Source organism: Burkholderia sp. MSMB1459WGS (assembly GCF_001534535.1).
GTDB lineage: Bacteria > Pseudomonadota > Gammaproteobacteria > Burkholderiales > Burkholderiaceae > Burkholderia.
In genome coordinates this window covers 1-20,745 of the sequence record NZ_LPMU01000037.1, presented here as the reverse complement: position 1 = coordinate 20,745, position 20,745 = coordinate 1, and the positions used below count along the sequence as shown (strand labels likewise).

The 20,745-nt window shown below is 67.3% G+C and carries 20 protein-coding genes; 15 read left to right on the top strand and 5 right to left on the bottom strand.

Features of this window, described 5'->3' with window-relative positions:
- Window positions 1-216: 216 nt before the first annotated feature.
- The 3 genes from WT97_RS14395 to WT97_RS14385 all read left to right on the top strand — a co-directional run bounded on the left by WT97_RS14395 (window position 217) and on the right by WT97_RS14385 (window position 1,774).
- The gene (locus tag WT97_RS14395; RefSeq protein WP_059499365.1) at window positions 217-609 is read left to right on the top strand and encodes a nuclear transport factor 2 family protein; all 393 of its coding nucleotides are present in this window, start codon (window positions 217-219) and stop codon (window positions 607-609) included.
- 79 nt (window positions 610-688) lie between these two features.
- Window positions 689-1,144, top strand: a complete 456-nt coding sequence (locus WT97_RS14390) for an RbsD/FucU family protein (RefSeq protein ID WP_060033206.1) — start codon at window positions 689-691, stop codon at window positions 1,142-1,144.
- Between the two features lie 192 nt (window positions 1,145-1,336).
- A complete protein-coding gene (locus WT97_RS14385; RefSeq protein ID WP_059499363.1) occupies window positions 1,337-1,774 on the top strand; it encodes a DoxX family protein in 438 nt (145 codons plus the stop codon).
- A 107-nt stretch (window positions 1,775-1,881) separates the two neighbouring features.
- On the opposite strand, the gene WT97_RS14380 is transcribed toward WT97_RS14385, so the two are convergent.
- Window positions 1,882-3,192 (bottom strand): MFS transporter, encoded by a 1,311-nt coding sequence (locus WT97_RS14380; protein WP_059793003.1) that lies wholly within the window; start codon window positions 3,190-3,192, stop codon window positions 1,882-1,884.
- 317 nt (window positions 3,193-3,509) lie between these two features.
- Window positions 3,510-4,688: a branched-chain amino acid ABC transporter substrate-binding protein gene (locus tag WT97_RS14375; RefSeq protein WP_060353657.1), complete on the bottom strand. Its 1,179-nt coding sequence runs from the start codon at window positions 4,686-4,688 to the stop codon at window positions 3,510-3,512.
- A gap of 583 nt (window positions 4,689-5,271) precedes the next feature.
- Here WT97_RS14375 and WT97_RS14370 point away from each other — a divergent pair.
- A complete protein-coding gene (locus tag WT97_RS14370; RefSeq protein WP_059499360.1) occupies window positions 5,272-6,066 on the top strand; it encodes an AraC family transcriptional regulator in 795 nt (264 codons plus the stop codon).
- An 84-nt stretch (window positions 6,067-6,150) separates the two neighbouring features.
- Here WT97_RS14370 and WT97_RS14365 read toward each other — a convergent pair whose 3' ends face one another.
- Together WT97_RS14365 and WT97_RS14360 are read right to left on the bottom strand one after the other, a co-directional pair.
- Entirely contained in the window at window positions 6,151-6,414 is a 264-nt protein-coding gene (locus WT97_RS14365; protein ID WP_006489463.1) for a hypothetical protein, read from the bottom strand.
- A gap of 286 nt (window positions 6,415-6,700) precedes the next feature.
- Window positions 6,701-8,593, bottom strand: a complete 1,893-nt coding sequence (locus tag WT97_RS14360; protein ID WP_059499359.1) for a bifunctional sugar phosphate isomerase/epimerase/4-hydroxyphenylpyruvate dioxygenase family protein — start codon at window positions 8,591-8,593, stop codon at window positions 6,701-6,703.
- 256 nt (window positions 8,594-8,849) lie between these two features.
- Between WT97_RS14360 and aroQ the strand changes: the two genes are divergently transcribed.
- From aroQ to WT97_RS14345, 3 genes are read left to right on the top strand one after another with little or no spacing between them, the layout of a single operon-like run.
- Window positions 8,850-9,305 carry a type II 3-dehydroquinate dehydratase gene (gene aroQ, locus WT97_RS14355; RefSeq protein ID WP_027781502.1) on the top strand — a complete coding sequence of 152 codons (456 nt, stop codon included), beginning with the start codon at window positions 8,850-8,852 and terminating at the stop codon, window positions 9,303-9,305.
- Window positions 9,302-10,156 carry a shikimate dehydrogenase gene (locus WT97_RS14350; RefSeq protein ID WP_059499358.1) on the top strand — a complete coding sequence of 285 codons (855 nt, stop codon included), beginning with the start codon at window positions 9,302-9,304 and terminating at the stop codon, window positions 10,154-10,156. The genes aroQ and WT97_RS14350 overlap by 4 nt, the downstream gene beginning before the upstream one ends.
- Window positions 10,157-10,196: 40 nt before the next feature.
- The gene (locus WT97_RS14345; protein ID WP_059499357.1) at window positions 10,197-11,540 is read left to right on the top strand and encodes an MFS transporter; all 1,344 of its coding nucleotides are present in this window, start codon (window positions 10,197-10,199) and stop codon (window positions 11,538-11,540) included.
- A 101-nt stretch (window positions 11,541-11,641) separates the two neighbouring features.
- Here the strand turns inward: WT97_RS14345 and WT97_RS14340 are convergent, their stop codons facing one another.
- The gene (locus WT97_RS14340) at window positions 11,642-12,751 is read right to left on the bottom strand and encodes a 2-aminoethylphosphonate--pyruvate transaminase (RefSeq protein ID WP_060353656.1); all 1,110 of its coding nucleotides are present in this window, start codon (window positions 12,749-12,751) and stop codon (window positions 11,642-11,644) included.
- On the opposite strand from WT97_RS14340, the gene WT97_RS32795 reads away from it, so the two are divergent.
- The 8 genes from WT97_RS32795 to WT97_RS14305 are packed head-to-tail and all read left to right on the top strand — an operon-like array spanning window position 12,750 to window position 20,303.
- Window positions 12,750-13,010 (top strand): hypothetical protein, encoded by a 261-nt coding sequence (locus WT97_RS32795; protein ID WP_257128490.1) that lies wholly within the window; start codon window positions 12,750-12,752, stop codon window positions 13,008-13,010. The genes WT97_RS14340 and WT97_RS32795 overlap by 2 nt on opposite strands.
- A gap of 1 nt (window position 13,011) precedes the next feature.
- A complete protein-coding gene (gene phnS / locus WT97_RS14335) occupies window positions 13,012-14,103 on the top strand; it encodes a 2-aminoethylphosphonate ABC transporter substrate-binding protein (RefSeq protein WP_059499355.1) in 1,092 nt (363 codons plus the stop codon).
- 34 nt (window positions 14,104-14,137) lie between these two features.
- Window positions 14,138-15,241: a 2-aminoethylphosphonate ABC transport system ATP-binding subunit PhnT gene (gene phnT / locus WT97_RS14330; RefSeq protein WP_034206097.1), complete on the top strand. Its 1,104-nt coding sequence runs from the start codon at window positions 14,138-14,140 to the stop codon at window positions 15,239-15,241.
- Window positions 15,219-16,139 carry a 2-aminoethylphosphonate ABC transporter permease subunit gene (gene phnU / locus WT97_RS14325; protein WP_034206098.1) on the top strand — a complete coding sequence of 307 codons (921 nt, stop codon included), beginning with the start codon at window positions 15,219-15,221 and terminating at the stop codon, window positions 16,137-16,139. The genes phnT and phnU overlap by 23 nt, the downstream gene beginning before the upstream one ends.
- On the top strand, window positions 16,129-16,989 hold the full coding sequence (phnV, locus tag WT97_RS14320) for a 2-aminoethylphosphonate ABC transport system, membrane component PhnV (RefSeq protein WP_060353655.1): 861 nt from the start codon (window positions 16,129-16,131) through the stop codon (window positions 16,987-16,989). The genes phnU and phnV overlap by 11 nt, the downstream gene beginning before the upstream one ends.
- Entirely contained in the window at window positions 16,986-18,293 is a 1,308-nt protein-coding gene (gene phnA, locus WT97_RS14315; protein ID WP_059793015.1) for a phosphonoacetate hydrolase, read from the top strand. The genes phnV and phnA overlap by 4 nt, the downstream gene beginning before the upstream one ends.
- Window positions 18,290-19,744: a phosphonoacetaldehyde dehydrogenase gene (phnY, locus tag WT97_RS14310; RefSeq protein ID WP_060033222.1), complete on the top strand. Its 1,455-nt coding sequence runs from the start codon at window positions 18,290-18,292 to the stop codon at window positions 19,742-19,744. The genes phnA and phnY overlap by 4 nt, the downstream gene beginning before the upstream one ends.
- A 4-nt stretch (window positions 19,745-19,748) precedes the next feature.
- A complete protein-coding gene (locus WT97_RS14305) occupies window positions 19,749-20,303 on the top strand; it encodes a phosphonate degradation HD-domain oxygenase (RefSeq protein WP_060033225.1) in 555 nt (184 codons plus the stop codon).
- Window positions 20,304-20,745 lie beyond the last annotated feature (442 nt).

The window sequence follows — 20,745 nt, the reverse complement described above, 5'->3', positions numbered from 1 at the left end:
GCGCAGCGGGGGCGGCGGCAAGACGATGCGGGCGCCTTCGGGCGCCCGTTTTCGTTGCGATGCACGTGGCGGTTGCGCGCGGGCATGCGGCGCGTGGCCGGCGCGATTTCCTTACCTCCCGCGTAATCGACCGCCCCCGCCGGCCGAGCGACGATAGCGGCACGCGGACACGAAACGTCCGCGACATCGTCCTTCACCGACACAAGGAGCCTCGCCATGAACACCGCTCAATCCGCATCGTCCGTTCACGCCGATCTGATCGACCGCTACTTCGACGCCTGGAACGAACCCGACGTCGTGCGCCGCCGCGCGCTGATCGATGCGACGTACGCGAGCGACGCGGCCTATCGCGATCCGCTGATGGCCGGCGACGGCCATGCGGGCATCGACACGATGATCGCCGCCGTGCAGCAACGTTTCCCCGCATACCGCTTCCGGCGCACGACCGACGTCGACGCGTTCGGCCAGCACCTGCGATTCTCGTGGGCGCTCGTGTCGCCCGACGGCGCGGCGATCGTGAAGGGCTCGGACTTCGGCACCGTCGACGCGTCGGGCCGCCTCGCATCGGTCACGGGTTTCATCGACGAAATGCCGGCCGCGGCGTCATGACCTGAACGATGTATGCACCGCGGCCGCCGGGATCGGGTAACGTTATGCGATTCGTTCCTGAACCCGGAGACTAGCCCACATGTTGAAGAATCTCGATCCGCTGCTGCACGCCGACATCCTGCACACGCTGCGCGCGATGGGTCACGGCGACGAAATCGCGATCTGCGATGCGAATTTCCCCGCGGAATCCGTCGCGGAGCACACGGTGGTCGGCCGTGCGCTGCGGATCGACGGCGCCGATTCGGCGCGCGTCGTGCGCGCGGTGCTGTCGGTGCTGCCGCTCGATACGTTCGTCGACACGCCCGCGTGGCGGATGGAAGTCGTCGGCGATGCCACCGTGGTGCCGCCCGTGCAGCGCGAAGTGCAGGCCGAGATCGACCGCGCGGAAGGGCGTTCAGTGCCGCTTACCGGCGTCGAGCGTTTCGCGTTCTATGAGCGCGCGCAGCAGACGTACGCGGTGATCGTCACCGGCGAAACGCGCGGCTACGGCTGCTTCATCTTCAAGAAGGGCGTGCTGTTGAGCGACGCGGGCTAAACGCGTTTGTCAGCGCGCCGGGCTGCCGGCGCCGCCGCCGCGGTGTAAAGATTTGCTACAACCTTTTTCTTGGACACCGCGAAAAGACCCTCTATGCTGGCCCATTTGCCGCGCGCCCTTCCGGGGCCGCGCGGCGCCGAACCGCACGGGCGCACCCGGGCGGGCGGCCGAATTGCATACGAGGAGAGAGGCATGACGCGTACCGTCGATTCCGGCGTCATTTTTTTCGCACGCCTGGCGCTGGCGGCGTTGTTCTTGTGGGGCGGCATCATGAAGCTGCTCGGCTACAGCGATTTCGTCGCGTACCTGCACACGATGAACGTGCCCTATCAACAGGTCGTCGCGCCGATCGTCGTCGCCATCGAGGGGCTGGGCGGCCTGCTGTTGATCGTCGGCTACAAGGTACGGCCGCTCGCGTTGTTGATGGCGGTCTACACGATCGCGACCGCGATGGTCGGGCACAATTTCTGGGACGCGACCAACGCGGCCGTCCAGCACGACATGGTGATTCACTTCTGGAAGAACGTCGCGATTTCCGGCGGGTTCCTGCTGCTGTTCGTCACCGGCGCCGGCGGTGCGAGCATCGACGCGTTGCGCCGGCCGAGTTCGTCGTACGGCGTGCTGCGTTGAACTGACCGGACGCGCGCCGCTACGCGCAGGCAAGTCGAAAGGGCCGAATCCCGCACGCCGCGGGATTCGGCCCTTCGTTCATCCGGCGGGCGCGCGGGCGCCGGCGTTCAGTGCGTGCCCTGCACTTCCTTCGCATCCTTCGAGAACTGCACGGCGATCGCGCCGAGCACGCAGATCGCCGCGACGTACACGACCGGTGCGAGCGGATTCGACTTCATCATCAGCGACACGATCACCGGCGTGAGGCCGCCGAAGATCGCATATGCGACGTTGTACGAGAACGAGATGCCCGAGAAGCGCACGACGGCCGGGAAGCTCTTCACCATCACGAACGGCACCGCGCCGATCGTGCCGACCATGAAGCCCGCGATCCCGTAGTAGAGCGGCAGCGTCGACGCATCGGCCGCGACCTGCACGAACAGCAGGTAGTAGCACGCGGCCAGCCCGATGCCGCCGATGCCGAGCACGCGCTTCGCGCCGATCCAGCCCGCGAGCGAACCCGCGGTGATGCAGCCAGCCGTCAGGCACAGCGTCGCGACGCTGTTCGCGAACAGCGTCGTCGCCGGCGCCAGGTGGAACTGCTTCTGCAGCAGCGCGGGCGTCATCAGGATCACGACGACGATCGCGGCCGACAGCATCCACGTGAGCAGCATCGACACGATCACCGCGCGGCCGTGGTCGCGCAATACCGCCTTCAGCGGAATCTCGGCCGCGAGCGCCTTCTTCGCCTTCATCTCGGCGAACACCGGCGTTTCATGCAGCCAGCGGCGCAGGTACACGGAGAACAGCCCGAACACGCCGCCGAGCAGGAACGGGATGCGCCACGCGAACGCGGCGACTTCGGCCGTCGAGTAGCGGCTGTTGATGCCGGCCGCGACGAGCGAGCCGAGCAGGATGCCGGCCGTCAGGCCCGCGGTCAGCGTGCCGCACGCGTAGCCGATATGGCGCGACGGCACGTGCTCGGACACGAACACCCACGCGCCCGGCACTTCGCCGCCGACCGCCGCACCCTGCAGCACGCGAAACAGCAGCAGCAACACCGGCGCGAGGATGCCGATCGTGTCGTAGGTCGGCAGCATGCCCATCAGCAGCGTCGGCACCGACATCATCAGCACGCTCAGCGTGAACATCCGCTTGCGGCCGAACAGGTCGCCGAAGTGCGCCATGATCACGCCGCCGAGCGGGCGCGCGAGATAGCCGGCCGCGAAGATGCCGAACGTCTGCAACTGGCGCAGCCAGTCGGGAATGTCGTGCGGGAAGAAGAGTTGTCCTATCGCCGGCGCGAAGAACACGAAGATGATGAAGTCGTAGAACTCGAGGGCGCCGCCGAGTGCGGCAAGGCCAAGGGTCTTGTAGTCGCTGCGCGTGAGCGCGCGTTCGGCGGCGCGAGGCACACCGCTCAATTCGGAAGCTTGCATGGTCAGGACGATCGGTTTTCGAATGTTGTTGTCGGTGCTGCGTCTCCAGAGCCCGCTATCGGCATGGACTGACAAGGCGCGGCTTGCGTCGTCGAAGCATGCCGCGTGCCGGGTGAGGCACGCAACACGCGCCGCCGCACCGGGATGGGGCACGGCGGAGACGAGGCGTCAAAGCGGGTGGGGGGATTCTACAGGAGCGCGAAATGCCTGCACGCGGGCGCGTGCCGGGAACGGCTTCGGACCATGCAGCCGAAGCGCGCGCGGCGCCGGCGGCCGGTGAGCCGCTGGCGCGCCGCGCGAGGCAGGGGCCCGCGTAATCAGTTGCCGGCGATCGTGTCGACCGGCTTGAACGCGCCGCGCTCGACCTTGTAGATCGTCACCGGCGCATCCTTCAGGTCGCCCTTCGGGTCGTACGCGATGCTCGCGGCCGACACGCCCTTGATCGACACCTTGCCGAGGTACGGCGTGTACACCTTCGGATCGGTCGAATTCGCTTCCTTCATCGCGGTGAGCAGCGCGATCGTTCCGTCGTACGAGTACGGCGAGTACGTGATCACGTCTTCGTTGAAGCGCGCCTTGTAGCGTGCGGCGTAGCCGGAGAAGCCCGGCATCTTTTCCTTCGGCAGCCCGCCCATGTAGACGATCGCGCCTTCGGCCGCGTCGCCGCCGACCTTCAGGAACGTCGGCGAGCGCGACATCTCGCCCGTCACGAACGCCGACTTCATCCCGAGCTGGCGCATCTTGCGGATCATCGGCGACGATTGCGCATCGCCGCCGCCGTAGAAGACCGCGTCCGGATTCACGCCCTTCAGGTTGGTCAGGATCGCCGAGAAATCGAGCGCCTTGTCGTTCGTGAAGTCGCGCTTGACGATCGTGCCGCCGGCCGCTTCCACGGCCTTCGCGAATTCGTCGGCGATGCCCTGGCCGTAGGCCGTGCGGTCGTCGATGATCGCGATGCGCTTGAAGCGCAGCGTCTTCACCGCGTACGTGCCGACGATGCGGCCGGCCTGCGCGTCGCTCGTCAGCAGCCGGTAGGTCGTCTTGTAGCCGCGCGCCGTGTATTGCGGCGACGTCGCCATCGAGATCTGCGGCAGCCCCGCGTGATCGTACAGGTCGGACGCGGGGATGCTGGTGCCCGAGTTGAAGTGGCCGATGATCCCGCGGACGTTGTCGTCGATCAGCCGCTGCGCGACGGTCGTGCCGGTGCGCGGGTCGGCCTGGTCGTCCTGCGAGTCGAGTTGGAAAGTGACCGGCTTGCCGCCGATCGTCGGATGCGTCGCGTTGAAATCGGCGATCGCGAGCTGCACGCCCTTCTGCATGTCCGTGCCGTAATTCGACTGCGGGCCGGTCAGCGGTGCGGCGAAACCGATCTTGACGACGTCGGCGGCGACGGCGTGCGCGCCCGACAGTGCGCAGGCGGCGGCCAGCGCGACGTGCGATACCTTCAGCTTCACTTTCACTTCCCCTTGATGGCGTGGTTGGGCCGCCGCCGGCATGCGGGCCGGCGCCGGTAAACCGGGCGAGACGTATCGGTCCGCAGGCCGACGTGCAGGCCGTGCGTGCTTGTCGCGTGCTGCGCGCGCTGTGCCGGAATCGGCGTGTGCGGCGGCGGATGCGGTCGGCCGCGCGTGCCGATTGCGGCAGCGGCGGGATGTCGTCTCGCGACCGTGAAGCGAAGTCTAGATAGCGAAAATGCGTGCGTCTTGCGCGTTCGATGCGTGGCCGGCGACGATATCGGCATATCGTCGATAACCCTGATATATGCCGAAATCGTCATGGCGAATGCGCAAACCCGCCAAGACGCGGGCCGTCGGCATTTTTAGGATGACGGATTCGGGTGCGTTGCGCCGGCGTGTCGATGCGCTGCGGCGGCAGCGGTGCAAGCGGAGCGACTGCCGGCCGCGCACGGCCGCGTAGTGGCGTAGTAGTTGCGTGCGCAACTTGTCCAGCCGACCGACGGACGGCCGGGACACGCGATGCAACCGGCCGTCGTCTTGCCTGCCCCGCGTTCGGCGCGACGCGATCTAAGGGGCGCTCCTATAATCGACGCCATCTGCCACTCGCTTCGCGGTTGCCGGGATGACGACCTTGCTTGCCGTACCGCCCATGAGCCTGTCCGACACATTGCGCTACCAGCCCGACAACGCCGATCTCGGTGCGATGCTCGCGCATTTCCGCCTGCTCGAACCGGTATTCGATGCGCTGCCGGATGTTGCGTTCTTCGTGAAGGACGGGAGCGGCCGCTACGCGCTCGTCAATCGCACGCTGGCGATGCGCTGCGGCTACAAGGACAAGCGCGACCTGCTCGGCAAGACGGCCGACGAGGTGTTTCCGCGCCGCTTCGGCCGGAGTTACTTCGAGCAGGACATGGCGACGATCAACGCCGGCCAGCAGTTGATGGACCAGCTCGAGCTGCACCTGTATCCGGGCCGCCAGCCGGGCTGGTGCCTGACCTGCAAGGAGCCGCTGCGCGACGCCGCGGGCCGGGTGGTCGGCCTCGCGGGCATCTCGCGCGACCTGAAGGCGCACGAGGGATCGCACCCGGCGTACAGCCGGCTCGCCGACGTGGTCCAGCACATCCAGGATCACTACGTGCAGCCGCTGAACCTGAAGCAGCTCGCGCAGATGGCCGGGATGTCGGTCGCGCAGCTCGAACGCTACTTCCACAAGGTGTTCCACCTGACGCCGCGCCAGGTGCTGCTGAAGACGCGGCTCGACGCGGCCACCGCGCTGCTGGTCACCCACGACAAGGTGACCGACGTCGCGGCGCTATGCGGCTACACGGATCACAGCGCGTTCACGCGCCAGTTCAAGGCGACGGTCGGCGTGACGCCGACGGAATACCGGTTGATGCTGCAGGAGCGGGCAGGGTGACGCGACTCGCCGGCGTGGCCGGCGGGTCGCGGGGATCGGTGTCGTGCGGGAAGGGAGAAAGAGGGAAAGGGTGAAGCCGGCGGCTCAGCGGTAGCCGAGCCCTTTCAGGACGGCCGTGCCGTCTTCGGTCAGCCGGAAGCTCGGGGCCGTATCGGGGTCGAGCTTGACCATTTCGACGAGGCCGGCTTCCTGCAGCGCGGGCAATTCGGGTTTGGCGTTCGCGCCGATCGGTGCATGCAGCAACACGAGCAACGTCGCGATTTCATGATGACTGAGCAGGCGGCGCAGCATCGTCTTCTTTGCAGGGGGCGCGGCCGGGCGGCCCGCGGGTGCTTCTACGGCGCTCATCGCTTTCCTCCTTTTCAAGATAACCATCGGGTACTGGTTGCGGATGGTGCCGTCGAAGACTTAAGCGATTCTTAAAACCGTGGCGGGAGACGCAATGCTGCACTGCGGCACGGGTTACCGGATGTAACGTCAGACGTTGCGCGGCTTCCGGCATGCGCCCGGGCCGGCCGCGCGGCCGGGCCCTTGGCCGCGCTTTGCCACGATGGCGCGGGCGAGCGGTGCCCGTCCGGTCGACTGCCGAAGTGCGAGCGCGGTCGCGCCCCAAACGCCGGTTCGTGTCCGCTCCTTATTTCCTGCGCTGCGCCTGCGCGGCGAGCCGCACGGCCGCATTCGCGGCGCCGTAGCCGTCGTACCCGCCGCGCCGCTCGACGATCTCGAGCGAGAAGCGGTTGTCGACCAGTTCCGTATACGCATGCAGGAATTCGCCGCCCTGTTCGTCGCGGTCGTAGAGCAGGTGGTGCGTGCTCAGCGTGTCGATCAGTTCGTCCGGCAACGCGTAACGCGCGGCGAGATCGTCGTAGTAGTTGGCCGGAATGCGCAGGAACGGCACGCCGTCGGCCGCGAACGCGGCGACCGTCTTCACGATGTCGTCCGTGCGGAACGCGACGTGGTTCAGCCCGGTGCCGTGGTAGCGGTCGAGCGATTCGGCGACGGCCGTGTGGCGGTCGACCGATGCGTTCAGCGCGATCCGAACCGAGCCGTCGGCGCTGCGCACCGCGCGGCTGCGCATCAGCCCGTACGGGTCGGGCACGAGCCAGCTGCGCTCGGCCTCGAAGCCGAATGCGGTCTTGAAGAACAGGATCCACGTGTCGAGCGCGTCGGCCGGCAGCGCGAGGCACACGTGATCGATGCCCGTCAGCGGGCCGACTTCGCTCGGGCCGTCGATGTCGGTCAGTACGAAGTCCGATTCATACAGCGTCGGCGCATCCGGCGCTTCGTCGACGAAATATTCGAGGCTGCCGTCCGGCGCCTTCACGCTCGGCAGCACGCGTTCGTTCGGCCCGACCCGGCCCGAGAACGGCGCGTAGCCGAAGCCGGCTGCGCGTTCGAACGCCACTTTGGCGTCGTCGACGCGGAACGCCGACGCGCACAGCGACAGCCCGTGCTGCTGGAAGAACGCATCGGCGAACGAGTCGCGCTCGGCGTTCAGCACGATCGATGCGGCGCCGTGCTGGAACAGCGTCACGTCCTTCGAGCGATGCCGGCCGGCGAGCCGGAAACGCATCCGGCCGAGCCATTCGCCGACGGTTGCCGCCGCCTGCGCGTCGACCGCGAATTCGATGAACTGGAACCCGACGTGTGCCGGCGGCGCGGGCGGTGCGAACAGCGGCTGGCCGGCGGCCGGCGCGCGACCCTCCTGTGCGAGCCGCGCGCGTGTCAGGTCTTCCAGGTAGAGCAGCGAGCGATGGCCGTCCGCGGCCGTGAGCGCGGTCGGCGCCGCGCGGAAACCGTCGTTGAAGATCTCGAGCGACAGCGGCCCCGTATAACCCGACTCGATCACGCGCGCGGTGAAGCGCGCCAGGTCGAAGTCGCCCTGGCCCGGGAACGAGCGGTAGTGGCGGCTCCATTCGAGCACGTCCATCGCGAGCTTCGGCGCGTCGGCGATCTGCACGAACGCGATCCGGTCGCCGGGGATGTCGGCGATCGCGTCCGGCGAATCGTCGAGCGACAGCGTGTGGAAGCTGTCGAGCGCAAGGCCGAGGTGCGGGCTGTTCACCGCATTCACGAGCTGCCACGCGTGGCCGTACCGTTTCACGACGCGGCCCCACGCCAGCGCTTCGTACGCGGCGACCACACCGGCCTGCCGCGCGGCCTCGGCGAGCGCGCCGAGCTGGTCGACGAGCAATCCGTCGTCGGCGATCGTATCGGCCGCCACACTGCTGCAGACGAGGATGCGGTCGGTGCCGAGCGCATGCATCACGTCGAACTTGCGCTTGATCCGGTCGAGATTGCGCGCGAGTTGGGCCGCGCTCACGCCCTCGAAGTCGCGAAACGGCTGGAACAGCACGATGTCGAGGCCGAGATCGGCGGCCATGCGCCGGACGTCGGCCGGCGATCCGTCGAAGTAGACGAGGTCGTTTTCGAAGATTTCGACGCCATCGAAGCCCGCAGCCTGGATGGCGGCGAGCTTCTCGGCGAGCGTGCCGGACAGGGACACGGTGGCGATCGAGCGCTGCATGGGCGATTCCTGCGGGTGAGCGGGGCATGGCACCGGTCGAACCGACCCTGAATGAACCAGTCGTTGAGTTCGGCGCGGGCGCCATATCCCGAATTTACTGGGCTAGTGATGCATATTGTACAAACTAACTAGATGGTACAAATTAGCGAAAACCCGAAAAGACATTGCGCTTGCGCAAGCGCACACTAGCGCCAAATCTTGACGTCAGGGGGCGGAGTCGGCTCACGATTCGCCCCCGTTTCTGGAGCAAAGTCACATGAGCAAGCACAAGGTGCTGGTGCTGAACGGCCCCAATCTGAATTTGCTGGGCACGCGCGAGCCCCACATCTACGGCGCGGAAACGCTCGCCGATCTCGAGCAGCGCTGCCGCACGGCGGCGGAAGGGCTCGGGCTGGAAATCGAGTTCCGCCAGTCGAACGCCGAGCATCAACTGATCGACTGGCTGCATGCCGCGCGTCACGACACGCACGGCATCGTGATCAACCCGGCCGCCTATACGCATACGTCGGTGGCGCTGGCCGACGCGCTGTCCGCGATCGCGAAGCCGGTGATCGAGGTGCATATCTCGAACGTCCATCGCCGCGAGGCGTTTCGCCACCATTCGTATGTGTCGGCGATCGCCGAAGCCGTGATCTGCGGCTGCGGCACCGAAGGCTACGTGTTCGCGCTGCAGCGCCTGGCGACGCTGTTCGCGCAGGGAGCCGCCCGATGAGCCGCCCGTCGTTTCTGATCGGCCTGATCGGCCAGGGCATCGGCGGTTCGCTGTCGCCCGCGATGCACGAGGAAGAGGGATTCCGCCAGGGCTTCGGCTACGTGTACCGGCGCATCGATCTCGACGTGCTGGGCGTGAACGTCGACGCGCTGCCGCAGCTGCTCGAGGCCGCGCAGCGGATGGGCTACAACGGGCTGAACATCACGCACCCGTGCAAGCAGCGCGTGATCGAGCATCTCGACGCGCTGTCGGACGACGCGCGGGCACTCGGCGCGGTGAACACCGTGCTGTTCAAGGACGGCAAGCGGATCGGCCACAACACCGACTGGTCGGGCTTCGCGAAATCGTTCCGCCGCGGGTTGCCCGACGCGTCGCTCGAACGCGTCGTCCAGCTCGGCGCGGGTGGCGCGGGCGCGGCTGTCGCGCACGCGGCGCTGCAGATGGGCGCGGCCGAACTGACGATTTTCGATGTCGACGGCACGCGGGCCACCGCGCTGGCGGGCGAATTGCAGCAGCGCTTCCCCGCGGCCCGGGTCGCACCGGGTAACGATCTCGCGGCCGCGATGCGTGCCGCGACCGGCCTGATCCACGCAACGCCGACCGGCATGGTCAAGCATCCGGGCCTGCCGCTGCCGGCCGAGCTGCTCCACGCTGGCATGTGGGTGGCCGACATCGTGTATTTCCCGCTCGAAACCGAGCTGATCCACGCTGCCCGCGCGGCCGGCTGCGCGACGCTGCCGGGCGGCGGGATGGCCGTGTACCAGGCTGTCGACGCGTTCGAGCTCTTCACCGGACGCACGCCCGACGCCGAGCGGATGTTCGATCACTTTCAGTCGCTCGTCGCGCGCTGACCCCTTACAGATAGATACGGAAAGAGACCAGGAGACGACCATGCAGCACACCACCCACACGAGCGCCGCGCCGGCGCAGGCGGCCGGCACGGTCCGGCGCACGTCGGCGCGCTACAAGATCCTCGCGCTGCTCGCGATCGGCACGATGATCAACTATCTCGACCGCACCGTGCTGGGCGTGGCTGCGCCGCAGCTCACCAAGGAGCTCGGCATCAACGCGGCCGTGATGGGCATCATGTTCTCCGCGTTTTCGTGGACGTACGTGGCGATGCAGGTTCCCGGCGGCCTGTTCCTCGACCGCTTCGGCAGCAAGATCACCTACTACTGGTCGATGACGCTGTGGTCGCTGTGCACGTTCCTGCAAGGCTTCGTGCCGGGCGTCGCGACGCTGCTCGCGTGCCGCCTCGGCCTCGGCATCACCGAGGCGCCGTGCTTCCCCACCAACAGCCGCGTCGTCGCGACGTGGTTTCCGCAGAACGAACGCGCGATGGCGACGGGCACCTATACCGTCGGCGAATACATCGGCCTCGCGTTCTTCAGCCCCGTGCTGTTCGCGCTGATGGGCGCATTCGGCTGGCGCTCGCTGTTCTGGGTCGTGGGCGCGGTCGGCATTGCGTTCGGCCTCGTCTGGTGGAAGCTCTACCACGAGCCGCGCAACCATCCGGGCGCGAACGCGGCGGAGCTTGCTTATATCGAGGCGGGCGGCGGTCTCGTGCACGGCGTGCGCAAGACCGACGACAAGAGCGGCAAGGCCGCGCAGCCGAAGTTCAGCTGGGCGATGGCCGGCAAACTGCTGAAGAAGCGCCAGCTCGCGGGCATCTGCCTCGGCCAGTTCGCCGGCAACTCGACGCTCGTGTTCTTCCTGACCTGGTTCCCGACCTATCTGGCAACCGAGCGCCACATGGGCTGGCTGAAGATCGGCTTCTTCGCGGTGATGCCGTTCATCGCCGCGTCGGTCGGCGTGATGTTCGGCGGAATCTTCTCCGACTGGCTGCTGCGCCGCGGCAAGTCCGCGAACCTCGCGCGCAAGCTGCCGATCATCGCGGGCCTGCTGCTCGCGTCGACGATCATTCTCGCGAACTACGTGCAGAGCAACGAAGCGGTGATCGCGATCATGTCCGTCGCGTTCTTCGCGCAGGGGATGGCCGCACTCGGCTGGACGCTCGTGTCGGACATCGCGCCGGATGGCCTGCTCGGCGTGACGGGTGGCATCTTCAACTTCGCGGCGAACCTCGCCGGCATCATCACGCCGCTCGTCGTCGGCGTCATCGTCGCGTCGACCGGCTCGTTCGTCGGCGCGCTCGTGTTCATCGGCGTGATCGCGCTGGTCGGCGCGCTGTCGTACATCTTCGTCGTCGGCGACATCAAGCGGATCGAGTTGTAAGGACCGGTTCCCCGCACATTCGGTGCGTTCGCCCGGCGGCCGATCGGCCGTCGGGCGTTTTTATTTGCGCGTGCCGGCCGCCGGCCGGCACGTACGCAATTTCATGCGTGCTGCATCGCGATGCCGAGCGATTCGACCGCGGCCGCGATGGCGGCGACCGCACGCCGGATATCGTTCGCGTCGATCGCGCCGATGCAGCCGACGCGGAACGTCTCGAGGCGCGTGAGCTTGCCCGGATACAGGATGAAGCCCGCGTCGCGCACCGCGTCGTAGAAGCGGCGGAAATCGTAGGCCGGATGGTCGGGCGCGTGGAACGTGACGATCACCGGCGCTTGCACGCTGGCGTCGAGGAACGGCACGAAGCCGAGCGCGCGCATCGATTCGACCAGCGTCCGGCAGTTGTCCGCATAGCGGGCGCCGCGCGCCGGCTGGCCGCCTTCGGCGAGGTACTGGTCGAGCGCGGCGCGCAACGCGGCGATCACGTGCGTCGGCGGCGTGAAGCGCCATTGCCCGGTCTTGCGCAGATACGCGTACTGATCGTGGAGATCGAGCGCGAGCGACAGCGAGTTGCCTTCGCTCGCGTCGAGCGCATCGCGCCGCACGATCGCGAACCCCATTCCCGGCACGCCTTCGAGGCATTTGCCGCTGGCCGAGATCAGCGCGTCGATGCCGCTGTCCGCCAGCGCGATCGGCAGCGCGCCGAACGAACTCATCGCATCGACGATCAGCCGCTTGCCGTGCCGCCGGCACGCGGCCGCGATCGCATCGAGCGGATTCAGGATCCCGGCGCTCGTTTCCAGGTGCACGAGCGCGACGTGCGTGATGCGCGGCTCGCGTGCGAACGCGGCTTCGACGGCCGCGGCTTCGACAGCCGCGTCTTCGCCGAACGGCAACGCGATCGCGTCGATACCGAGCCGGCCGAGAATCTTCAGAATGCGCGCGCAATACGCGCCGTTGTCGGGAACCAGCACGACGCCGTCGCGCGGCACCAGCGTGCCGAGCGCGGCTTCGACCGAGAACGTGCCGCTGCCCTGCATCGGCACGCACACGTACGCGTCGCCGCCACCCGCGATGGCGACGAGGTCGGCACAGACGCTGGCCGTCAGTTGATTGAAAGCGGCATCCCACGACCCCCAGTCATGTTGCATTGCGTGGCGTGTTGTGGCGGACGTGGTGAGCGGGCCGGGCGTGAGCAGGATCGGGTCGGGCATGGTTTTTATCTCCGGCAAAGGGCGAATGAAACGCGGGACGGCATTTCTGAATGACTTGCATGATCGTGGCAAAATGTGTCATTTTTTGGAAATTGTGGCATTCGTCACGGGTTTGTCATCGAACGCTGTGATCCTTCGGTTGCCGCGCGACACCCAGCCTGAGCGCGGCAGCGAGGCGGGCCGCCAGGCGGCCTGCCCGGAGACGACAGGAGAGCCGGATCGTGCCCGGCCGTTTGGTGTTCCGCCTACGGAGAAGTGAGATGACACTGCAGAAACCCTCGCGCGCCGCTGCCGGCGCGTTCCGCAAGCTCGCGCTGGCCGCCTGCGCGGCCGGCCTGCTGCAAGGCGCCGCGATGCCGGCGCATGCGGCAAACGCGGTCGTGCTGTACACGGCGGACGGCCTCGAGAACCTCTATCGCGATGTGCTGCCGGCCTTCGAGAAGAAGGAAGGCGTGAAGGTCAACATCGTGACGGCAGGCAGCGGCGAGGTGGTGAACCGCGCGAACATCGAGAAGAATTCCCCGAAGGCCGACGTGATCGTCACGCTGCCGCCGTTCATCCAGCAAGCCGGCCAGATGGGCCTGCTGCAGCCGTACCAGAGCGTGAACTACAAGAACGTGCCGGCCATCGCGAAGGCCGAGGACGGCACGTGGGCGACCTTCGTGAACAACTACTTCTCGTTCGCGATCAACCCGGACGTCGTGAAGAACCAGCCGAAGACGTTCGCCGACCTGCTCGCGCCGGCCTACGCCGGCAAGGTCGCGTACTCGAACCCGGCCACGGCCGGCGACGGGATGGCCGTGCTGATCCTGACGACGTCGCTGATGGGCGAGGACAAGGCCTTCGACTACCTCGCGAAGCTGTCGCAGAGCGTGAAATTCCACACGAAGGGCACGGGCTACCTGAACGTGCTGCTGTCGCGTAACGAGATCAGCGTCGCGAACGGCGACCTGCAGATGGACCTCGACGACGCCGAGCACGGCGCGCTGTCCGTCAAGCCGATCTTCCTGGCCGCGAAGGACGGCGACCAGCCGACCACGTTCCAGCTCCCGTACGGCATCGGCCTGATCAAGAGCGGCCCGAACCAGGACGCCGGCCGCAAGCTGATCGACTACCTGATGTCGACGGAAGTGCAGTCGAAGGTGCCGGACATGTACGGCATCCCGGGCCGCACCGACGTGCCGCTGGCCGGCAAGAACGGCGAAGCGGTCAAGAAGGCGATCGCGGGCGTGAAGCTGATTCCGGTCGACTGGACCCAGGTGATGGCGAAGAAGCCGGTGTGGATCGAGCGCTGGAAGAAGGACGTGATCGGCAGCTCGGGCAAGCAGCTCGACGTCGTCAAGCCGAAGTGACCGGCGCACGCCGCCTGTATCAGCGAGCAAGAGGATGAACCCGGTGGAAACCACCCTGACCCATCCCGGCGCATTCGGCGCCGCCGAACCGCACGCGACGCTGCGGTCCGGCGCGCCGGGCGGCGTGCAGATCGAACACCTGAGCGTGCGCTACGGCGCACGCACGGTGCTCGACGATCTGTCGCTGTCGATCGGCGCCGGTGAATTTCTGACCGTGCTCGGCAAGAGCGGCTGCGGCAAGACCACGCTGCTGCGCTTCATCGCCGGGTTCGTGAAGGCCGACGGCCTGACCGGCACGCTGACCGTCGCCGGACGCGACCTGACCTATGCGCCGCCGCACAAGCGCAACCTCGGTCTGCTGTTCCAGAATTATGCGCTGTTCCCGCACCTGTCGGTGTTCGAGAACGTCGCATTCGGGCTGCGCGCACGCGGCATGGCGTCGTCGGAAGTGACGCGCCGCGTCGCCGATGCGCTCAAGCTCGTGCAACTCGGCGATGCCGGCCACCATCTGCCCGCGCAACTGTCGGGCGGGATGCAGCAGCGCGTCGCGCTGGCCCGCGCGCTCGTGATCGAGCCCGACGTGCTGCTGCTCGACGAGCCGCTGTCGGCGCTCGACGCCAACCTTCGTGCATCGGTGCGCAGCGAACTGAAGGCGTTGCACGAGCGCTTGCCGAACCTGACCGTCGTCTGCGTGACGCACGACCGCGACGACGCGCTCGTGCTGTCCGATCGCGCGCTGCTGATGCGCGACGGCCACATCGCGCAGCTCGGCACGCCGCAGCAGTTGTACGACGCGCCGCGCGACGGTTACGTCGCGCGCTATCTCGGCCCGGCGAACCTGCTGCCGCCGCACGTGATCTTCCCGCTCGGCGATCCGCGCCACGAGGTGCGCGGCAAGGTCGCATGCGTGCGTCCCGAGCGGCTGACCGTGATGCCGCCCGCGGCGGGCGGCCTGCACGGCACCGTATCGTCGGTCGAATGGCAGGGCGCGGATCTGTCGATCGCGGTCGTGATCGACGCGGCGCCCGACGAGCCCGTGCGCGTCACGATGCAACGCGGCCGCGGCGCGGCCCCCGAGCGCGGTGCGCGCGTGTCCCTGCATTGCGAGGCAGACGATGTCGTCCTTATCGAGCCCTGAAACCGGCCTGCCGCCGCACGTGCTCGCGTCGGCCGCCGCGCATGCCGCCGCCGCGCGGCGCCGCAGGCGCATGGGCGACCTGCACCTGGCCGCGCTCGCGATCGTCGTGCTCGGCCCGCTTGTCGTCTATCCGCTGGTGAAGCTCGTGCTGCTGAGCGTCTCGGGCGATCACGGGTTGAGTTTCGCCGCGTACCGGACTTTCTTCGGCAATCCCGACACGCGCAACGTGCTGCTGACCACGCTCGGCGTCCTGTTCGCGAGCGCCGGCACCGCGTCGGTGCTCGGCGTGCTGCTGGCTGCGCTGCTGTTCTTCAGGCCGTTTCCGGGCGCGTCGCTCGTCACGCGCTTCCTGGAGCTGTACGTCGCGTTTCCGTCGTTCCTCGTCGCGTTCACGCTGATTTTCCTGTACGGCTCGCAGGGCTCGATCAGCATCGCGTTGCAGCACCTGTTCCATCTCGAGAACCCGCCGCTCGACTTCCTGTTCGGGATCGGCGGCGTGATCCTTGCTCAGACCGTGTTCTACACGCCGTTCGTCGTGCGGCCGACGCTTGCGTCGTTCGCGACGCTCGACCTGCGGTTGATCGAAGCCGCGCGCAGCCTCGGCGCGCCCGGCTGGATGCTCGCGCGCCGCGTCGTGCTGCCGATCGCGTGGCCGGGTATCGCCGCCGGCACCGTGTTGTGCTTCCTGCTGACGCTGAACGAATTCGGGATTCTGCTCGTGCTCGGCAGCGCGCGGCTCGTGACGCTGCCGGTCGCGATCTACAGCAGCGCGACCGTGGATCTCGATCTGCCGACCGCGTCGGCCGGCGCCGTCGTGATGTTGTCGCTGTCGCTGGCGCTGTATACGGTTTATCGCCGGGTGAACCGGCGTGCGACGGGAGGAAACGATGTCCGCTGAATTCCGTATCGGGCACGCCGTGCCGCGCCACACGATCGGCTGGACCGACGCGCTGCTCAAGCATGCGTCCCGCGTCGCGCTCGCGCTGGCCGCATTCGCATGCTTCTGGCTGTTCGTGCTGCCGGTAATCGTCGTCGCGCTGTCGAGCGTGTCGACGCAGTGGTCGGGCACGATCCTGCCGGCCGGCTACAGCTTGCGGTGGTTCGAGCGGCTCGGCTCGCAGGAGTACGACGCGCTGCTGACGAGCCTCGAAATCGGCTTCGGCGTATCGGCGCTCGGCACGATCCTCGGGCTGTGGCTGGCGCTCGCGCTCGAAGGGCGCGACCGGCGCGGCCTCGGCGCGGTCGTCGACGCGCTCGTGATGGTGCCGAACGGCGTACCGAGCGTCGTGCTCGGGCTCGCGGTGCTGATCGCGTATCACCAGAAGCCGCTCGACCTGTCGAGCTCGGCGGCGATCGTCGTGCTGGTGCAACTGGCGCTGATTCTGCCGTTCTGCTATCGCTGCGCCGCCGCCGCGTTGCGTCCGGAGCTGACCGTGCTGCGCGAGGCGGCCGCGAGCCTGGGTGCGCCGCCCGCGATGGTGCTGCGCCGTGTGCTGCTGCCGCAACTCGTGCCGGCGCTGCGCGCGAGTCTCGCGCTCGGCTTTGCGCTGTCGCTCGGCGAGCTCGGCGCGACGCTCACGGTTTATCCGCCCGGCTTCGCGACCGTGCCGATCGTCGTGATCGGCCAGGTGGAGCGCGGCTATTACCTGCCGGCGTCGGCGTTGTCGCTGCTGATGCTCGGCGCGTCGCTCGCGGCGCTGCTGCTGATCGCCGCGCGCGTGCCGCGCGGCACGCGGGCGGCATCATGAACGCCGCGTTCGCGTTGCGCCATCCTGGCGATGCGTCGCCCGCCGGCGCGTCGACCGGTCTCGCCGGACGCTCGATCGACGTCAATGGCCGGTGCTACCGGCTGCCGGTCGAGCCGACCGTCGTCGTCTGTGTCGACGGCTGCGAGTACGACTATCTCGAACGCGCGGTGGAAGCGGGCGTCGCACCGTTCATCGGCCGGATGATCGCGGAAGGCACGGCCTGGCGCGCCGATTGCGTCGTGCCGACCTTCACCAACCCGAACAACCTGTCGATCGTCTGCGGCGTGCCGCCGTCGGTCCACGGCATCTGCGGCAACTATTTCTGGGATCCGGCCGCCGACGGCGGGCGCGGCGCCGAAGTCATGATGAACGACCCGGCCTATCTGCGGGCCGGCACGCTGCTCGCGGCGGCGGCCGACGTCGGCGCACGGGTGGCCGTCGTGACCGCGAAGGACAAGCTGCGCAGGCTGCTCGGCTGGCGGCTGAACGGCATCTGCTTTTCGGCCGAGAAGGCCGCACAGGCCAATCTCGCGGAAAACGGGATCGTCGACGTGCTCGACTGGGTCGGCCTGCCGTCGCCGGACGTGTACAGCGCGGCATTGTCCGAATTCGTGTTTGCGGCCGGCGTGCGGCTCGCGCAGACGCGCCAGGTCGACCTGATGTACCTGTCGACCACCGACTACGTGCAGCACAAGTGCGCGCCGGGCAGTGCCGGCGCGAACGCGTTCTACGCGATGATGGACGGCTACCTCGCCCAGCTCGACGCGCTCGGCTGGGCGATCGGCCTCACGGCCGATCACGGGATGAACGCGAAGCACGATCCGGCGACGGGCCGGCCGAACGTGATCTATCTGCAGGATGCCTTCGACGGCTGGTACGGCGCGCAGGCTGCGCGCGTGATCCTGCCGATCACCGATCCGTACGTCGTGCACCACGGTGCGCTCGGTTCGTTCGCGACGATCTACCTCGCGCCGGGTGTCGACCGGGCCGAGGCGATGTGGCGCGTCGGCGGCCTCGACGGCGTCGAACTCGTGCTCGACAACGCGGAAGCCGCCGCGCGCTTCGAACTGCCGGCCGACCGGATCGGCGATCTCGTCGTGATCGGCCGCCGCGACATGACGCTCGGCACGCGCGAGCGCGAACACGACCTGTCGGGCCTCACGGTGCCGCTGCGTTCGCATGGCGGCGTGTCCGAGCAGGAAGTGCCGCTGCTGTTCAATCGCCGTATCGAGCGGGACGATCCCGCACGTCGCCCGCGCAACTTCGACGTGTTCGATTTCGTGTTGAACCGGATCGCGACATGATGGCTCATCCGCGGCAGGATCATCCGTCGTTTCGTGAGGAAGCATTGCGCTGGCGCGGCACGCGCGCGATGCGCGAACGCACGCTCGACGTCACGGATCCATACACCGGAACACGCGTCGGCACCGCGCCGCTCGCCAGCGTCGACGACGTGCGCGCGGCGTTCGATTACGCGATGGCCTACCGGCCGATGCTCACGCGCTACGAACGTTCGCAGATTCTCGAACGTGCGGCTGCGCTGCTGCGCGAGCGCACCGAGGAGGCGTCCGACCTGATCACGCTCGAGTCGGGGCTGTCGAAACGGGATTCGCGCTACGAGATCGGCCGGGTGGCCGACGTGCTGAAGTTCGCGGCGGTCGAGGCGCTGCGCGACGATGCGCAGAGTTTCTCGTGTGACCTGACGCCCCACGGCAAGGCACGGCGCGTGTTCTCGCAGCGGCAGCCGCTCGACGGCGTGATCGTCGCGATTACGCCGTTCAATCATCCGATGAACCAGGTGGCGCACAAGGTCGCGCCGGCGATCGCGACCAACAATCGCGTGATCGTGAAGCCGTCGGAGAAGGTGCCGCTGTCGGCGTTCTATCTGGCCGACCTGTTATATGAAGCGGGGCTGCCGGAGCCGATGCTGCAGGTGCTGACCGGCGATCCGGCCGAGATCGCGGACGAACTCGTCACGCATCCGCATGCGTCGCTGATCACGTTCACGGGCGGCGTCGCGATCGGCAAGGCGATTGCCGCACGGGCCGGTTACCGGCGCATCGTGCTGGAACTGGGCGGCAACGATCCGCTGATCGTCCTTGCCGATGCCGATCTCGACCGCGCGGCGTCGCTCGCGGTGCTCGGCTCGTACCGGAATTCGGGCCAGCGCTGTACGGCCGTCAAGCGGATGCTGGTGCAGCGCTCGATCGCGCCCGCGTTCACCGAATTGCTCGTCGAGAAGACGCGCGCATGGAAATACGGCGATCCATTCGATCCAGCGAACGAAATGGGCACGGTGATCGACGAGGCAGCGGCACGGCTGTTCGAGGCGCGCGTGAACGAGGCGGTCGCGCAGGGGGCGCGCCTGCTGACCGGCAATGTGCGGCGCGGCGCGCTGTACGCGCCCACCGTGCTCGACAACGTCGATCCGTCGATGACGATCGTGCGTGAGGAGACCTTCGGCCCCGTCTCGCCCGTCATCGCGTTCGACACGATCGACGACGCGATCCGGATCAGCAACGGGACGGCGTTCGGGTTGTCGTCGGGTGTCTGTACGGACAGCACGGCGGCCGTCGTGCGGTTCGTGAACGAACTGAACGTCGGCACGGTGAACGTGTGGGAAGTGCCGGGATACCGGATCGAACTGTCGCCGTTCGGCGGCGTCAAGGATTCGGGGCTCGGCTACAAGGAAGGCGTTCAGGAGGCGATGAAGAGCTTCACGAACCTGAAGACGTTTTCGCTGCCTTGGGAGTAAACGAATGGCGCTGACGGTGGAAGAGATCCACGGGCTGTATCGCGAACATGGCCATGTGGCCTATAGCGGCGAACCGGTCACGCAGCTCGAGCATGCATTGCAGAGCGGATTGCTGGCGGAGTCGTCCGGCGCGGACGAAGCGCTGGTCGCGGCGGCGTTCCTGCACGACCTCGGCCATTTGCTGAATCGCCAGGGCGAGACGCCGAGTGCGCGCGGGATCGACGATCTGCATCAGTATTATGTGCTGCCGTTCCTGCGGCCGCTGTTCAACGATGCGGTGCTCGAGCCGATCCGGCTGCACGTCGACGCGAAGCGCTGTCTGTGCCGCACGGATGCCGGCTACGTCGAGAGCCTGTCGCCGGACTCGGTGCGCAGTCTGGCGTTACAGGGCGGCGTCTTCAGTGAAGAGGAGGCAGCAGCGTTCCTGCTGCGCCCGTTTGCGGAGGACGCTTTGCGCCTGCGCCGCTGGGACGACACGGCGAAGGAGGAAGGCAAGGTGACACCGGATCTCGATCACTATATGGAGATCGTCGCGCGCCAGGTGCGCGCGGCCTCCTGACGGTTCGGCTGCTTCTACTTCTATATAAGGCGCCGCACGCGTCAGCGTGCGGCGCCTTATATTTTTTGCGAAACCCCTTGCGCGATTGCCGGCGGATGCATAGAATCACGCCTCTTTCGCGCTAACGGAAACGCAGCGCGGGAGGAAGGGAAGCGGTGCTGTTGGGGTTCGGAAGTAGCGAGCCCGACAGCGCAGGAAGATGACCCCGCAGTCGCAACGATGTCGTGCAGAAAGTTGTTGACGCGCTGCGAAACACGGTTCATAATCTCGCTTCTCTGCTGCTGAAAACGCAGCGCTGCTGGGGAACTTCAGGTTCCTCGCAGAATGCTCTTTAAAAATTAACAGCCGATAAGTGTGGGCGCTTGATGAAAGCGAGCTGATCCTCGGATCAGATAGCAAAAGTATCAAGAGTCTCACACTAAAGTAAGTCAGGTTTATGAAG

What these genes read in the sequence shown, in the direction of transcription:
- WT97_RS14360 (WP_059499359.1), bottom strand. Translation starts at nt 8,593, where the DNA reads ATGCAGCGCTCGATCGCCACCGTGTCCCTGTCCGGCACGCTCGCCGAG.
- WT97_RS32795 (WP_257128490.1), top strand. Translation starts at nt 12,750, where the DNA reads ATGGTTTTTATCTCCGGCAAAGGGCGAATGAAACGCGGGACGGCATTT.
- WT97_RS14390 (WP_060033206.1), top strand. Translation starts at nt 689, where the DNA reads ATGTTGAAGAATCTCGATCCGCTGCTGCACGCCGACATCCTGCACACG.
- WT97_RS14305 (WP_060033225.1), top strand. Translation starts at nt 19,749, where the DNA reads ATGGCGCTGACGGTGGAAGAGATCCACGGGCTGTATCGCGAACATGGC.
- phnT (WP_034206097.1), top strand. Translation starts at nt 14,138, where the DNA reads ATGAACCCGGTGGAAACCACCCTGACCCATCCCGGCGCATTCGGCGCC.
- phnU (WP_034206098.1), top strand. Translation starts at nt 15,219, where the DNA reads ATGTCGTCCTTATCGAGCCCTGAAACCGGCCTGCCGCCGCACGTGCTC.
- phnY (WP_060033222.1), top strand. Translation starts at nt 18,290, where the DNA reads ATGATGGCTCATCCGCGGCAGGATCATCCGTCGTTTCGTGAGGAAGCA.
- phnV (WP_060353655.1), top strand. Translation starts at nt 16,129, where the DNA reads ATGTCCGCTGAATTCCGTATCGGGCACGCCGTGCCGCGCCACACGATC.
- phnA (WP_059793015.1), top strand. Translation starts at nt 16,986, where the DNA reads ATGAACGCCGCGTTCGCGTTGCGCCATCCTGGCGATGCGTCGCCCGCC.
- aroQ (WP_027781502.1), top strand. Translation starts at nt 8,850, where the DNA reads ATGAGCAAGCACAAGGTGCTGGTGCTGAACGGCCCCAATCTGAATTTG.
- WT97_RS14365 (WP_006489463.1), bottom strand. Translation starts at nt 6,414, where the DNA reads ATGAGCGCCGTAGAAGCACCCGCGGGCCGCCCGGCCGCGCCCCCTGCA.
- WT97_RS14345 (WP_059499357.1), top strand. Translation starts at nt 10,197, where the DNA reads ATGCAGCACACCACCCACACGAGCGCCGCGCCGGCGCAGGCGGCCGGC.
- phnS (WP_059499355.1), top strand. Translation starts at nt 13,012, where the DNA reads ATGACACTGCAGAAACCCTCGCGCGCCGCTGCCGGCGCGTTCCGCAAG.
- WT97_RS14375 (WP_060353657.1), bottom strand. Translation starts at nt 4,688, where the DNA reads ATGCCGGCGGCGGCCCAACCACGCCATCAAGGGGAAGTGAAAGTGAAG.
- WT97_RS14350 (WP_059499358.1), top strand. Translation starts at nt 9,302, where the DNA reads ATGAGCCGCCCGTCGTTTCTGATCGGCCTGATCGGCCAGGGCATCGGC.
- WT97_RS14385 (WP_059499363.1), top strand. Translation starts at nt 1,337, where the DNA reads ATGACGCGTACCGTCGATTCCGGCGTCATTTTTTTCGCACGCCTGGCG.
- WT97_RS14340 (WP_060353656.1), bottom strand. Translation starts at nt 12,751, where the DNA reads ATGCCCGACCCGATCCTGCTCACGCCCGGCCCGCTCACCACGTCCGCC.
- WT97_RS14395 (WP_059499365.1), top strand. Translation starts at nt 217, where the DNA reads ATGAACACCGCTCAATCCGCATCGTCCGTTCACGCCGATCTGATCGAC.
- WT97_RS14380 (WP_059793003.1), bottom strand. Translation starts at nt 3,192, where the DNA reads ATGCAAGCTTCCGAATTGAGCGGTGTGCCTCGCGCCGCCGAACGCGCG.
- WT97_RS14370 (WP_059499360.1), top strand. Translation starts at nt 5,272, where the DNA reads ATGACGACCTTGCTTGCCGTACCGCCCATGAGCCTGTCCGACACATTG.